Origin of the sequence: Aestuariibius insulae (assembly GCF_040783535.2) — a bacterium.
GTDB classification, from domain to species: domain Bacteria; phylum Pseudomonadota; class Alphaproteobacteria; order Rhodobacterales; family Rhodobacteraceae; genus Aestuariibius; species Aestuariibius insulae.
This window is the reverse complement of sequence record NZ_JBFONW020000006.1, coordinates 41496-55672: the sequence shown is the minus strand read 5'-3', so window position 1 is coordinate 55672 and position 14177 is coordinate 41496. Positions and strand designations below refer to the sequence as shown.

17 protein-coding genes are annotated in these 14177 nt (G+C 59.2%); 1 reads left to right on the top strand and 16 read right to left on the bottom strand.

The window, feature by feature from the left end:
• Nucleotides 1-9: 9 nt before the first annotated feature.
• From AAD018_RS16080 to AAD018_RS16040, 9 genes are all read right to left on the bottom strand, one after another.
• The gene (locus AAD018_RS16080; RefSeq protein WP_367315827.1) at nt 10-978 is read right to left on the bottom strand and encodes a type II secretion system F family protein; all 969 of its coding nucleotides are present in this window, start codon (nt 976-978) and stop codon (nt 10-12) included.
• A 6-nt stretch (nt 979-984) separates the two neighbouring features.
• Nucleotides 985-2409 carry a CpaF family protein gene (locus AAD018_RS16075; protein ID WP_367315828.1) on the bottom strand — a complete coding sequence of 475 codons (1425 nt, stop codon included), beginning with the start codon at nt 2407-2409 and terminating at the stop codon, nt 985-987.
• Between the two features lie 11 nt (nt 2410-2420).
• On the bottom strand, nt 2421-3662 hold the full coding sequence (locus AAD018_RS16070; RefSeq protein ID WP_367315829.1) for an AAA family ATPase: 1242 nt from the start codon (nt 3660-3662) through the stop codon (nt 2421-2423).
• Between the two features lie 278 nt (nt 3663-3940).
• Nucleotides 3941-4588 (bottom strand): OmpA family protein, encoded by a 648-nt coding sequence (locus AAD018_RS16065; RefSeq protein ID WP_367315830.1) that lies wholly within the window; start codon nt 4586-4588, stop codon nt 3941-3943.
• A gap of 25 nt (nt 4589-4613) precedes the next feature.
• On the bottom strand, nt 4614-6050 hold the full coding sequence (locus AAD018_RS16060) for a type II and III secretion system protein family protein (protein WP_367315831.1): 1437 nt from the start codon (nt 6048-6050) through the stop codon (nt 4614-4616).
• A 201-nt stretch (nt 6051-6251) separates the two neighbouring features.
• Nucleotides 6252-7094 carry a Flp pilus assembly protein CpaB gene (gene cpaB, locus AAD018_RS16055; protein WP_367315832.1) on the bottom strand — a complete coding sequence of 281 codons (843 nt, stop codon included), beginning with the start codon at nt 7092-7094 and terminating at the stop codon, nt 6252-6254.
• 63 nt (nt 7095-7157) lie between these two features.
• Entirely contained in the window at nt 7158-7337 is a 180-nt protein-coding gene (locus AAD018_RS16050; protein ID WP_367315833.1) for a Flp family type IVb pilin, read from the bottom strand.
• Between the two features lie 157 nt (nt 7338-7494).
• Complete coding sequence (locus tag AAD018_RS16045) at nt 7495-7683, bottom strand: Flp family type IVb pilin (RefSeq protein WP_367315834.1); 189 nt, start codon at nt 7681-7683, stop codon at nt 7495-7497.
• A gap of 219 nt (nt 7684-7902) precedes the next feature.
• Nucleotides 7903-8085 carry a Flp family type IVb pilin gene (locus AAD018_RS16040; protein WP_367315835.1) on the bottom strand — a complete coding sequence of 61 codons (183 nt, stop codon included), beginning with the start codon at nt 8083-8085 and terminating at the stop codon, nt 7903-7905.
• Between the two features lie 362 nt (nt 8086-8447).
• On the opposite strand from AAD018_RS16040, the gene AAD018_RS16035 reads away from it, so the two are divergent.
• Nucleotides 8448-9269: a lytic transglycosylase domain-containing protein gene (locus AAD018_RS16035; RefSeq protein ID WP_367315836.1), complete on the top strand. Its 822-nt coding sequence runs from the start codon at nt 8448-8450 to the stop codon at nt 9267-9269.
• An 11-nt stretch (nt 9270-9280) separates the two neighbouring features.
• Here AAD018_RS16035 and AAD018_RS16030 read toward each other — a convergent pair whose 3' ends face one another.
• From AAD018_RS16030 to AAD018_RS16000, 7 genes are all read right to left on the bottom strand, one after another.
• Entirely contained in the window at nt 9281-10018 is a 738-nt protein-coding gene (locus tag AAD018_RS16030) for an SDR family NAD(P)-dependent oxidoreductase (RefSeq protein ID WP_367315837.1), read from the bottom strand.
• Nucleotides 10015-11325 (bottom strand): FAD-binding oxidoreductase, encoded by a 1311-nt coding sequence (locus tag AAD018_RS16025; protein WP_367315838.1) that lies wholly within the window; start codon nt 11323-11325, stop codon nt 10015-10017. Before AAD018_RS16025 ends, AAD018_RS16030 begins: the two co-directional genes overlap by 4 nt.
• A gap of 166 nt (nt 11326-11491) precedes the next feature.
• Nucleotides 11492-11779 (bottom strand): GNAT family N-acetyltransferase, encoded by a 288-nt coding sequence (locus tag AAD018_RS16020; RefSeq protein WP_367315839.1) that lies wholly within the window; start codon nt 11777-11779, stop codon nt 11492-11494.
• A gap of 4 nt (nt 11780-11783) precedes the next feature.
• A complete protein-coding gene (locus tag AAD018_RS16015; RefSeq protein WP_367315840.1) occupies nt 11784-12413 on the bottom strand; it encodes a 3-oxoacid CoA-transferase subunit B in 630 nt (209 codons plus the stop codon).
• Between the two features lie 3 nt (nt 12414-12416).
• Entirely contained in the window at nt 12417-12650 is a 234-nt protein-coding gene (locus AAD018_RS16010) for a hypothetical protein (RefSeq protein WP_367315841.1), read from the bottom strand.
• A gap of 4 nt (nt 12651-12654) precedes the next feature.
• Nucleotides 12655-13350 (bottom strand): CoA transferase subunit A, encoded by a 696-nt coding sequence (locus AAD018_RS16005; protein ID WP_367315842.1) that lies wholly within the window; start codon nt 13348-13350, stop codon nt 12655-12657.
• A 68-nt stretch (nt 13351-13418) separates the two neighbouring features.
• Nucleotides 13419-14150, bottom strand: coding sequence for a DUF2125 domain-containing protein (locus tag AAD018_RS16000; protein WP_367315843.1), 732 nt, complete (start codon nt 14148-14150; stop codon nt 13419-13421).
• Nucleotides 14151-14177: the final 27 nt, after the last annotated feature.

The following is a 14177-nucleotide window of genomic DNA, read 5'->3' as shown; positions in this document are numbered from 1 at the left end:
GTATGATCCTCAGACCTTGATGTTCGTGAGCGTGCGCATCACGAAGATGTTCACGGTCAGGAATGCTGCGACAACGAGACAGGCAGGAATGAAGACGGGGGTGTCTTTCACGTCCGTGTAGTAATCGGGCTTGAGCACGTTGATCGTGATGAGCGCCACGATCGGAAAGAGCGACAGGAAGACGCCGGACCAGCGCGCTTCGGCCGTGATGGCCTTGACCTTGCGGAACAGCTTGAAGCGCGACCGGATCACCTTGGCGAGGCCGTCGAGAATCTCGGCAAGGTTACCACCGGCCTGCTGCTGGATCGTCACGGCGACCGCGAGAAAGCGAAGATCCTGCATGTCCATGCGCTCTGCCAGATCCTTGAGGCTTTCGGACACGTCGCGGCCATAGGCGCTTTCGTCCGAAATGATGCCCATCTCAGAGCCGAGCGGATCGGGGACTTCCTTGGCCACGATGGCGACGGCGGAGGAGAAGGGGTGACCCACGCGAAGCGAGCGGACCATCAGTTCGACGGCATCGGGAAGCTGTTCCTCGATCATGCCCATCCGCTTTTTGGCCTTGTTGCTGACCCAGATGAAGACGCCGCCGATCCCGAAGGCGGCTGCCAGGAAGATACGAACGATAGGTGCGGCGCTGGTGCCGAAAGACATACCGACATAAGCCACGACGCTGAGCAGACCCATGATCATGATGAGCTGCATCGGCGTGAAGGCGATGTTTCCCTTGCGCGCCTTTTCGGCCAGCATCGAATAGAGCGGGATATTGGCCGAGGACATGTGCTGGCCCATCTCCTTGCGGAGTTGTTCGAGCACTTGTTCGCGGCTGCCGCCCTTCTCGAGCATGTCGAGACGGCGGTTGACCCGGTTGTTGAGGCTAATCGATTTGCCGAAAACCACCAGATAGAGGCCTTCGACGACAACCAGAACGGCGACGAAGATCAGCGCATAAATGATCGGCTGAGTTGAGATTTCCATACCAGTTTACTCCGCGACCATGGGTTCGAAGATCGATGCAGGCAGATCGAAGCCCCACATCTTGAAGCGGTCCGAGAAGTTCGACCGGACACCGGTTGCCGTGAAGTGCCCGATGATCTTGTTATCGGGCGTCAGGCCCACGCGCTGATAGCGGAAGACTTCCTGCATCGAAATGACGTCGCCTTCCATGCCGGTCAGTTCAGTGATCGACACCATGCGGCGCGAGCCATCCTGAAGACGCGAGACCTGCACGATGAGGTTCACAGCGGATGCGACCTGCGAGCGGATCGCCTTGATCGGCATCTCGAGACCGGCCATCGCAACCATGTTTTCAAGACGGGAGACAGCGTCACGAGCAGAGTTGGCGTGGATCGTCGTCATCGAGCCGTCGTGGCCGGTGTTCATGGCCTGAAGCATGTCGATGACTTCCTCGCCCCGCGTTTCCCCGACGATGATACGGTCGGGACGCATACGAAGCGCGTTTTTAAGACAGTCGCGCTGCGAGACGCGGCCCTTGCCTTCGACGTTGGCCGGGCGGCTTTCCATCCGTCCAACATGGGTTTGCTGGAGCTGAAGTTCCGCCGTATCCTCGATCGTCAGGATGCGTTCGGCGTCGTCGATGAAGGACGAAAGCGCGTTGAGCGATGTCGTTTTACCGGAACCCGTACCGCCCGAAACGATGATGTTAAGGCGGGTCGATACCGCGGCTTGCAGGTAAGCGGCCATTTCTTCGGTGAAGGCGCCGAACTTGACCAGCTCGTCGATCGACAGCTTGTCTTTCTTGAACTTACGAATGGAGACGAGCGATCCGTCCACGGCGATTGGCGGCACCATCGCGTTGAAACGCGAGCCGTCTGCCAGACGGGCGTCGACATAGGGGTTGGATTCATCGACCCGGCGACCCACGGCGGAGACGATCTTGTCGATGATCCGCAGAAGGTGTTTTTCATCCTTAAACGTCACATCGCTGAGCATCAGCTTGCCGTCACGTTCGACAAAGATCTGCTGCGGGCCGTTCACGAGAATATCGTTAACGCTGTCGTCCTGTAGGAGCGTCTCGAGCGGACCGAGGCCTTTGACCTCGTGGAACAGCTCCTGCGTCAGGATCGTGCGATCCTCGCGGTTGAGCACGACGCCCATCTCTTCGAGGCTTTCGGAGGAAATCGAGATGATTTCCTGGCGCAGTTCCTGTTCGGAGGCGTTTTCCAGAGCGGACAGGTTCAGGTTGTCGAGAAGCGCCTTGTGAAGCTCGAGCTTGATCTCGCCCAGGCGTTCCTTGCGCTTCTTCTCTTTGTCCATGGGCGCCGCTGATGCGGGCTTGCCAGGTTTGACCAACGGCTTCTTCTCGGCCGCCGGCATTTTGGTGACGTTGCTTGGCGCGGCCGGTTTTGCGGATTTGGAGGCGTCTTGATTCTTGTAACGTGAGAACATTTTGCTTTCCCTTAACCGGCTGCTGCAGCGGCTTTGTTGAGCTCGTGAACAGATTGAGCAAGCTTCGAGAACTCTTTCCGAAGCGGGTTCTTAGCGGCGCTTTCTCCGAGAGGAGCGCCATGATCGTTGGCTTCCACGATCGCGCGGCCGCCATCGGGAAGCTGGACTTCGATAGCGATCCCCAGCGATTCCGCGAGGCGCTTGATCCGGCTTTTGCCGTTCAGATCGGTGAATTTCGGTGCGCGATTGAGCAGGAAGCGGAATTTTTCGACCGGTAGCTCTTCGGCCTGCATGAGGCGCTTGAGCCGCTGGGTGTTCTGCGCCGACCTCATCTCAAGTTCGAGCGTTGCGAAGTAGATCTGGCTGGCGTTCAGCACAATCTCGGTCCAGGGGACGATGCTCGAGGGCATGTCGATTACGACATAGTCGAAATTGGTGCGGGCCATTTCGACCAGCCGCTCGATATCTGCAGGCTCCACGATGTCGTAAGGGAGCATCTCGGACGGGGCGGTGAATACTTGCAGGATATCCTGATAGGGCTGAAGAGCCTGGACGAAGGAGTCGCTGTCCATGCCTTCGGTATCCTGAAGCAGCTCGAAGATCGCCTCCCTCCGGGGGAGGTCGAGATAGGTCGCGACACTTCCATACTGAAAATCGAGATCCATCAGGCAAACGGTGGGCGGCTTTTTGGAGGCAACTGTCGCCAGCTCCCAAGCGAGATTGACCGCGGCTGTCGTGGCTCCGGTGCCGCCTGCCATGCCGTGAACCGCAAGCACCTTGCCGTCCTTGTCACCAGTTGCCTTGATCACAGGGGCGCCATCTGCGGAGACGGGCGCGACCGGATCCGGGCGATTCACCCGCTCGATCGCCTTCGCCAGTTCCGCTTCTGGAAGGGGGTAGGGTATGAATTCGTCGCCCCCCATCCGCAGGAGACGATGAAGCGCGGCAGGCGTGATGTCATCTGCGATGACGATAACCTTGATCCCGCGCTCCTTGGCGCCGGTGATGATTTCGCCAACGTAGTCGAGATGTTCCTCGTCCTGATCGTTTACCGCGATCGCGACGAACTGGAGCTGGTCGGCGTCGGGCTGTTCGAAAAAGGTAAGTGCATCATCGAAGGTCAGATCGCCCCAGGCCTCGCCCAGTTCTGCTTCCATGTCTTCGATGAGCAGATCGAAGAGCTGAACATCCCGACTGATCGTGCAGGCGACGATCGGTTGCGATTCGGATTGCAGGGCAGCGCTGCTCGTCATCGATAAACGTCCTCATTCCCGGACTTTATGGCGGAGGAATACGTGCAGACCGCGATGTCCGCTCGTTCCGTGGGCGCCCCCCGGCCATAGCCCAAACCCGGAACGACGCCGGGCATACGTGTAACATTGAGTCTTACTCGCAGCGAAACTTGGCGAGAATTAGACCAAAAAGCTCCAATTGTGCGGAATGCGGCGACAACCGGCCGATATCCCCCAAACCGTTGACGGCCCCCGCGATGCGGAGGCCGTCAAATTGTCGCGTTCAGGTTAACAGCAATCTAGCCGTCGGTGATATCGCCGAGTTCGGCGCCGACAGTGGATGGGCGCTGGGCGCTATCCACATATTCGCGGAAGATAACCTGGGCATATTTGCCATTCAGAACACCGGGATGCCGTTGCACGAAACCGGAAACCTCGGTCACAGTGCGGCGGTTCCGCTCTTCCCGGCCCTCGGTTACAACCAAAGGCTGGGTTTCGCCAAGTGAGACGACAGCCTCGAGACGAGAGCGACTGATGCCTTGACTGGTCAGGAATGCCACAACCGTTTGGGCGCGGCGAAGACCAAGTCTGCGGTTATAGGCGTTAGAGCCAACCAGATCGGTGTGGCCGTAAACCTTGAACCGGACTTCCGGGAACTGGCGAATGAAGTTCGCCTGCTCCATCAGGACCCGCCGGGCTTCCGCGTCCAGGACGGTCGAGTCGAACGCAAAGTTCACCATCGTGGGCACTTCCGCAGCGAAGCGCCGCGCCAGTGCAATTGAGAAGTCCCGCTGTCCCGACATGACGAGCATGTTGTTCATTGTCGCATTGCCGAAACTTCCGGTGTCTGCGACCGCACCTGCCTCCTGATTAAAGGAATTGGTGCCAGCGGTTTGAGCACAGGCTGTGACTGCCAGCAGTGCTACCGTTGCGAGAAGGTGTTTCATGGGATTGTCCCTCGCTTTCCTGCTATCAGTCCATCACGTAGCCGTAGGACCCGCTAAAGTCCTGCTGCGCTACCTCTCCTGCTGCACCCGCGGGCAGCTCGCTTGCGTCGACACCGACCCGTCCGTTCAGGAAGAGCTGGCTTTCGGTCGGGATCCGCATCCGGTCCGTCGGAAGGGCCAAGGCCTCGCCGCGGGTCGGAGTGACCAAGTGCGGCGTGACTATGATGACCAGTTCCGACTGATCCCTCTCGTAAGCTGTGCTCCGGAAGAGGGAGCCGAGAACCGGAATGTCACCAAGGAACGGAACCTGAGATACGCTGTCACGGAAGTCATCTTGAAGAAGACCTGCGATAGCGAAGCTTTCTCCATCCCTCATTTCGACTGTGGTTGAGGTCTCTCGTCTCCGAAAGGCATCGATCTCGAAACCATCGCCGAACGAAAAGCTCTGTGTGGTATCGATAGAGCTCACCGCAGCTTTGAGTTCAAGATTGATACGATCTCCGTCCACAACAACCGGGACGAAGGCAAGTTCAACACCGAAGGGTTTGAATTCGACGGTAATCACTCCGTCCTCTTGAGCGACAGGAACAGGATATTCCCCACCAGCAAGGAAGCTGGCTTCCTGTCCGCTGAGCGCTGTCAGGTTTGGCTCGGCAAGTGTGCGAACCATCCCCTTGCTTTCGAGAGCCTCCAACAAGACATTGAATGCAACATCACCGACTGTGAAGCCACCCGAAAGGCCACCTACCGCGGCGTCCGTGAGGCCAAATACGGCTCCGAGGGTCCCGATGCCTTGATCGTCCGGGTTGCGAACCACGAGACCGCCCAGTCCACCAGCACCGAACTGCCGTGGGTCTCCGGTATCTCCAACGATGACGCCACCGTTTAGACCCTTACTGACACTGCGCTGCATTTCTGCGAAGCGCACTTTCAGCATGACCTGCTGAGTGCCGCCGACAACCATGAGGTTGGAGACGCGCTCAGGCGCATAGCGGTTGGCAAGATCGACTGCGCGATCCAGCTTGGCCGTGCTCGATACCGTTCCCGACAGGACGATCCCGTCATTCGCGGCGCGAACCTCGATTTTTTCACCGGGGAGGATCTGCGACAGGCGTTCTTTGAATTCTGCGAGATCCGCGGTGACGTGGACTTCCACATTGGTGATCAGACGACCATCCGCCCCAAGAAGGGTGAGGGTTGTCCGCCCAGGCTCCTTGCCGAGGACATAGATCGTCCGATCGGAGAGCGTGGAGATGTCTGCAATGCCGGGATTGGCAATGCTGAGCTCCGTGAACGGAACGTCGCTCTCGACCACCACCGCCCGGTTGACCGGTACGTTGAGTGAGCTTGAGGAAGTGCCGCGCATAACACGGAGAGTTTCGGCCGAAACCGAAGTACCCACGACCGGAGCCGCGAGAGTTAGCCCGATAAGGGCCGCTTTTAGGAATTTGTCATATTTCATGTGACCTGCCTCTATGATCACGCCCGAAGTGCAGGTCTCATGCCTGCCTGTAGTGACAGTGCGCCGGGGCGAAAAATAAATCAAGAATCAAAGGGGTAGTGGTCAAACTTGATGTGGATATCTCGCAACAGTTGCCAAAACGAAGGCCGCTGCCCGGGAGGGGAAGCGGCCTTTAAAGGTGTTGTGAGAGGGGATTAAAGGTCAGTCGTTACATTCCACGACAGTCTCCACAACCTGCGTTCCTTGACGGGTTCTAACGGTGCAGACTTCTTCTTGTTCTTCTTGGACGACAACCTCGTCTTCGATCCCAAGAACCTCGCGGGTGTTCACCTCGATCTGTTCGTCGACAGCGACATCACCCCGACCGACAAGGGAAAGAGAGATGCGCCCTGTATTAAGGGCCTGACTCAAACGGGCGACTTGCTGAGGCGTGGCTTCGACCGTGACAGTCGACGCCACACGATTCCCGGAGAAGTTCGGATCGGTGATCTGATCGACCGCGATCACGCGCATGTTGCTCTCGATGAGGCGTGTGAATTCGTCCGCCCGGCCGGAGGCCTGTCCGGTCCAGTAGACGTTGACGTTACTCTCGGGCCGCAAAAAACCCGAGACACCGCGGGAGGCGTCCACAGGCAGCGCTACAGCATTCATGCCGGGGCTGAGAGCTTGAGATATTCCGGGAACGACGCCTGGGTCGGTGACTTTGACAAGCATGACCGGCTCGTTAATTTCCATCGGTCGCAAGACATAGCGAGACGTCCCCGGGCCTTCATTGAAGACCTCTTCGACCGTCCGGAACACACCCTCTGGAAGGTTCGTCTCGGGGTATCGGATGATCTGAAGGGACTCTTGAGTCACCTGATCGCCAAATTCGAGTGGGGTGGCTGCAGCAACGACTTCGACTGTCGGAGTTATGCTTGCTAACTGCGCCTCGAGCTGGGCGGAGCGAGCTTCGTCCTGCTCTATATATCCTTGAGCTGTATAGACAGCAAAGCCGGCCAAGCCGAGCCCAAGCAGCAAAACTAGTCCAAAAACGGCTCTCATGAGAGTATCCCTCTAGATTTTCAGCGGAAGATATGCTGTCCGAGGGCCAAGCCGCAAGTCCGGTTATCTGACTGTGACGCTACTTATAAAGTCAGCAATCTCTTTCTTTTTGGTTCCCGTTGCGTCACCGACAAGAGTTAGGACCGGAATAGCCATGCCGACGATCAATGCAGTCAAAATGACCCAGTCTACAGTTACAGCACCAGCTTCGTCGGCCTTGAAACGGCTTAGCATCGTCGTCATTTGGTCACTCCTGCTCAGCGGCAGCAATCCGCTTGTACCCCAGCCTTCATTTGCTGTCCAAATATGGCGCAAATTTGCTTAGGCTGGGGTTTTGATGGGTCTTGTTTGGAAATTGTGCAGCGAACCGCGAACAATCTGTCTATATGAGCGAAACTAACTAGCCGCCGGCACCAACGGTTATGTTGCCCATCTCGGTTGAGATGCTAGTGCCCAATGCATTGGTTGCGCCCTGGATCTGCGTCAGCAGTACAAACGCAATACCGACGATGAGTGCGGTGAGGACGACCCAGTCAACGGTCACGGCGCCATCTTCGTCTTTGCGGAACATGTTCAGAATAGAAAGCATATCATTCTCCAGATAGAAGGGATCTGTGAAACCGTTCTGGTCTGATCTGCATGCACATTCTGCGCATCACATTTGATGGGCATAAATGACAAAAGGATTGCGTCACCCAGTGGGCGGCAATCGTTCTATTCGCTGATTTTTGTGTGACCTAGTCTACACTCTTCGAGGTAGAGCGCTGCAGCCCAAAAAACCGGGCTGCAGCGAAATTCTTGGTACGGCTTAGCTGCCGACCGTGATCTTGCCCATCTCGGTCGAGATGCTCGTGCCGAGTGCGTTGGTTGCACCGCGGATCTGTGCGAGAAGCACGAATGCGATGCCGACGATGAGTGCGGTCAGCACGACCCAGTCAACAGTCACGGCGCCGTCTTCGTCGTTGCGGAAATTTTTGATGAAGTTAAGCATTGTAGTCCCTCCAAAGGATGATCGCTCAGTTTTACTACCCTTGCCGGTTCTAACTCAGGCCGGCCTCTTTCGTGGCCCGATCCCCGTCTTGGATGAGGAGTTATACCCTTTGGATTCGGGCTACACTTTGGCGTGACTCAGAAGAAGGGATACTTTTTCCCAGAATAATCTCAAATTTTACTTAGGCGTCTGAATACGAAGGAGAATTTACGGGCCAGATCTTGCTCGAGGGTTCGGTCGCGTTGCAAAAACACGTCGAATTGGGCGGTTTTGCCTTAATTCGACCAGTCTTCGTAGCCTGACTCGCCGTTTTCTGAGATATCCTTCCTCGATAACAAGAACCGGGCGGAGAAGTCTGGACCATGAGCAGAATCATTTTTCGATCCGTCGCCTTCGGAGCGGCAGTCCTTTGGGTAGGCGCTTCGAGTGTGGCGGCCGATAGTCATAGGCTTCAGCCGGACTTTACCTTCAAGCGTGTCGGCCCCCCAAGCGCATCGGCAACGCGCCGGATTACGGTGCAAGTCCCGCCGAAGCCGCGTGTCCCCAAGGCCTCCACGGATGCGGCTGCGGTGCCGACACCGCCGGAAGGATCGGCAGCGCGCTGGTTCTGGGAGGCGATTTCTCCTGAAATCGAAGGAGGGGGCCCGTTCCGGATAGAGGATGCCGTCACTCACCTGAGAACAAGCCCGGGCGGGCAGGCGCTGAGTGCTCCGCGCCTGCAGCATTTGCAGTCGATCGCAAAGGCGCATGGTATCACGATCCTGTCCGAGACGGTGGGCAAGCAAGTTTCTCCTGCCTTTGTCTTGGCCGTGATCGCGACCGAAAGCGCGGGACGGGCGGATGCCACCAGTCATGCGGGCGCCCAGGGATTGATGCAGTTGATGCCAGCGACCGCTGAGCGGTTCGGGGTGAGCAACAGCCTCGATCCCAAGGAGAACATCAAAGGCGGTGTCGCCTATCTGGATTGGCTGATGAAGGAATTCGGAGGCGATCCGATTCTCGTCCTTGCGGCCTATAACTCTGGCGAAAACGCCGTGAAGCGGGCCGGGGGCGTTCCGAACTATACGGAAACCCGAAATTACGTGCCGAAGGTCATCGCCGCCTGGTCCGTGGCGCGTGGGCTTTGCCTGACGCCGCCTCAGCTGGCCAGCGATGGCTGCGTGTTCGCGACGGCTGGCAGCTAAGGGGCTGGCCCCTAGATCTCCATCTTCTTGAAGATCGGTTCGGGGACGGACCGGATCACCATCATGATGATCCGCCAGATCGGGGCCGTATAGACGACGTTCCGGCCTTTGCGGGCCGCCTTGAGCATATGGGCTGCGGCTTTGTCGGGGGTGGTCATGAAGGGGAGCCCATCTAGGCCCCAGGTCATGGCGGTGTCGACCGGGCCGGGTTTGACCGTCACCACATGCACGCCCGAGCGGCCAAGCCTGTTGCGCAGACCGCTGAGATAGGTGGCGAAGCCCGCTTTCGCGGATCCATAGACATAGTTGCCAAGTCGCCCGCGGTCGCCGGCGACGGATCCGATCCCGAGGACCGTGCCGCTCCCCTTTTCTCCAAGAAGAGGGGCAAGCTGCTGCAAAAAGCGAGCTGGACCGGTAAAACTGTCGGTTATGACACCATCGATAAGAGATGGATCGGCGTCGATATCCTCTTGATCCGGCATCGAGCCGGTGAAGACGGCGGCACATAGGGGGCCGGGGGCGTCCTTTGTCAGATCGAGGATCGCGGCGAAGGTTGCGGGGTCGCGAACGTCGAATTCGATGGGTGTGGCCGCGCCTGCGCCGCGCGCAAGGCAGTCGGCGGCTGTCGCATCGAGATCGGCACGGTCGCGTCCGGCAAGAATAAGAGATGCGCCTTCACCCGCGAGATCGCGGGCAAGACAGCGGGCGATTGAGGACGTCGCACCAAGGATAATCCAGGTTTCGCTCATGACGCGTCTCTCAGTTTAAGGCGGCGCACGAGATCGGTTTTGAGCGCGCCATTGGGATCTGCTTTGGCGGCCTCGGCCTGCCAGAGGGGGAGGTCGGGATACATCTCGTCGACATAAAGCCCGCTCGAAAGAGCGTCTTTTGCAAAATAGATGCGCCCGCCTGCGTCACTGGTCATCTTCTCGAGCTCGGCGATCAGGGCTTCGGCGCGGCCCCGGTTGGGGAAGTCGACCGCGAGCGTATAGCCTTCCATCGGGAAGCTGAGATATCCGGCGCGCCCGGGTCCCATCCGCTTGAGAACCGCGAGCGGAGAGGCGAGACCGCTTTTGGCGATGCGGGCCATCATCTCGCGCAGGGCCGGGGCCTGATCGAGCGGGACGACGCATTGAAACTGGTGAAATCCCGTTTTGCCGTAGAGTTTGTTCCAGTCATGGATCCGGTCCAGAGGGAAGAAGAAGTCTTGGATCGGCTTGACGGTCGTCCGGCCGGATTTTGGCACGCGCGAATAGTAGAGCGTGTTGAAGGTTCGCACCACGGGGGCCGAGAGGGCCGCCTGCGGGGCGTTGAAGGGCACCGATTTGGAGCGTTTGGGCGCTGGAACGAGGCCTGCGCCGGTTTCGCCCTCTTCGAGGATGCCGCGACCGAGTTCCTTACCGGTCGCGGTCGCGTCGATCCAGCCGACGGTGTAGGTCGCCTCGGATCTGTCGAGCAGATCGATGAACGCGTCCCAGTCCGTGGCGCGGCGTTCGGTGACCATCATCAGATCGCCCTTGCAGCGCTGAAGCTGAAGCTTGGCCGAAGCGATGATGCCCGTTTGACCAAGGCCCCCGACCGTGGCCTTGAAGAGCCCCTCGTCCTTGGGGGTGACCGTGACGGTCTTATCGCCCTGAAGGAGTGTGATTTCGGTGACATGCTGCCCGAAGGATCCGGCATGGTGGTGATTCTTGCCGTGCACGTCCATGGCGATTGCCCCGCCGACGGTTGCGAACCCGGTGCCGGGCATGACCGCGGGTAGCCAGCCCTTGGGGGCATAAAGACGTGCGATCTCACCGAGGCGCAGACCTGCCTCGGCCTCCATCAACCCGGTTTCGGGATCGAAGGAGAGGACACGGTCGAGACGGCTGGTATCGACCGCGCGTCCCTCGTCGTTGAGGCAGGCATCGCCGTAGCTGCGACAGCGCCCGATGGCGGGAGCGGGTTCACTGGCGGCAATGGCTGCCAGATGGCTGAGCCGTTCGGGGCGGGCAAGCTCTCCGGTCGCGGAGTGGACACGGCCCCAGCCGGTATAGGTGTCGGTTTTCCAGCGCATCAGACGGCCTTTGCAGCTTGGCATTCGGCGACGGGGAAGACGACGAAGCCGGAAAATTTGATGGACCACGACGTGATCCGGTGGGTGACGGAGGTCACGGCGGATCCTCTAGGCGGAAAATCAGGCAACAGTATGGAAGCGTTTTGCAGGAAATGAAGGCGATGGATCAGGTCTGGAAGACGTCGGCCCAATCCGGGTGCTTGCGGCGCTGCGCGTTCACATAAGGGCAGAGCGGGACGATCTGAAAACCTTCGGTGCGGGCATCCTCGATCAGGTGGGTGACGAGTTTGAGCGCGAGGCCCTGACCTTCGAGCGCCTGGGGCACCATCGTGTGATCGGCGATGACCAGCTTGGGGGACAGGATCGAGATCGTCAGCTCTGCCTCGCCATCCGGCGTCTTCATGACATAGCGGCCCTTTGAGCCCTCGACTTCCTTGACGATATCGTCGGTCACCGGATCAAGCCACGATCGTCGCTTGAGTGGCGGCCCTCAGTTCATCTTCGGTCACGCCATCGGCAGTCTCCACGATCTTGAGCCCGCCCTCGACCACGTCGAGCACGCCAAGGTTGGTGATGATCCGGTCGACGACGCCGGTGCCAGTCAAGGGCAGGGTGCATTCCTTGAGCAGCTTGGACTCGCCGTGCTTGTTGGTGTGGTCCATCACGACGACGACGCGGCCCACACCGGCGACGAGATCCATCGCGCCGCCCATGCCCTTGACCAATCTGCCGGGGATCATCCAGTTGGCGAGGTCTCCGTTTTCGGCGACTTCCATCGCGCCCAGAATGGCCATGGCAATCTTGCCGCCGCGGATCATTCCGAAGCTTTGCGCGCTGTCGAAATAGGCGGTGTGCGGCAGTTCGGTGATTGTCTGCTTGCCCGCATTGATTAGGTCGGGGTCAATCTCTTCCTCGGTCGGGAAGGGACCCATGCCGAGCATCCCGTTCTCGGATTGAAGCGTCACCGTGATGCCATCGGGAATGTAGTTGGAAACCAGCGTCGGGATGCCGATGCCCAGATTGACATACCAGCCGTCCTGCAATTCCTGCCCTGCGCGGGCGGCCATCTGGTTGCGGTCCCACGGCATTGGTCAGCTCTCCTCTATGCCCATGATTTCCTTGCGCAGACCGTCGATCGAATGCTGCATCTCGGTCATCTTGTGCATGGTCATAAGCGACTTGGCGGTTTCGACGACAAGCTGATTGTGGATGCTCTTGCCCTCGCTCGGGAAATGTTCGTCGACCAGTTTTCTCGCTTCGAGGATCCAGCCGTAGAATTGCTCGGCGGTTTCGTGGCGGCGTTTCCGGAACTCTTCGTTTGGCATACTCTTACCCCTCTCGCACAGTCCGCTGTTCGATCCGTTTCTCGTGTTCGCCTTGGATCAGCCGGTGCACGTAGATCCCGGGTAGATGGATATGGTCGGGATCGAGGCTGCCGGTCGGAACAATTTCCTCGACCTCGGCGACACAGACCTTGCCGCACATCGCGGCGGGCGGATTGAAGTTGCGGGCGGTCTTGCGGAAGATCAGGTTGCCTGTCTCGTCCGCTTTCCATGCCTTGACGATAGCTAGATCAGCAAAGATGCCTCGTTCAAGGATATAGGTCTCCCCGTCGAAGTCCTTGTGTTCCTTGCCTTCCGCGATCTGTGTGCCGACGCCGGTCTTGGTATAAAAGCCCGGGATGCCGCAGCCCCCTGCGCGCATCCGTTCGGCGAGCGTGCCTTGCGGGTTGAATTCCAGCTCGAGCTCGCCGGACAGATATTGGCGCATGAATTCGGCATTCTCGCCGACATAGGACGAGATCATCTTTTTGACCTGCCGGGTTTGCAGCAGGATCCCGATGCCGAAATCGTCCACTCCCGCATTGTTGGACGCGAAGGTCAGATCCTTGGTGCCCGCCTCCTTGATCGCCTGAAGCAGCAGCTCAGGGATGCCGCACAGGCCGAAGCCGCCCGCCGCGATGAACATTCCGTCCGTGAGAAGACCGTCGAGGGCGTCCGTGGCGGAGGAATAGATTTTCTGCATCGGGACGGGGCCTGCATCGATTGGAGTTGTCCCGTTTTGGCGGGGCGGTGCCTTGGTGTCAACGCGGCCTAGTCGAGCGTGAAGGGGGCCAGCGTGGTGATCGGGATGCCCATGATGCTGACGCGGTTGTCGTCCAGCCGGACATCGAAGCTGAGGCCGGGGCCGTCCGACTGGGCGGCGAGAACGGGCGTGACGCGGGCGGCGCTGATCGGCGAATTCGCCGGGATCAGGGCCAGCGCGCGTTCCCAATCGGGGACGTTGACGGCAAAGCTGCCTGTGGCGAGGCCTGCCTCGTTCAGTGTCGCGGAGCCGGTCGCATCCAGTTGCAGATCGCCCCAGTCGAGCTTGGCTTCTGTGAGTGACAGAGCCTCGATCTGCGGTGCGTTGGTCCCGCTCCAGGGTTCGGCGAGGGTCACGTCCGCCGCGAGATCGACCTCGCGGATCAAGGCGGGCAGAGGGCTATCCGGATCGGCGCCGGGCAGGGTCAGATTGGTCGCGTCGAGAGTGACGACGTAGTCGGTGTCGCCTTCGCCGATGACCGATGCATTGGCATTGCGCAGCAGGCTGCGCAGGCTGGTATCATCAATCAGGGCGAGCGCACGGTCGGTGCGATCTGTGCCCCGGACAGGCAGGGAAATTGAAGCGCCATCGGTCGGAACCGACGCCCATTTGCCTGCATCGCGGGCTCCGACGGAGCTGATAAGCGAGGAGGCACCATCCTTGGACAAGCTGTCAGCAACGGCGGCGGTGGTCGAGAGGGCAGCCAGAAGCGTGGCGGAAATAAGGGTGTAAAAATGCATATTGGATCCCCGGATCACTGGAATGCA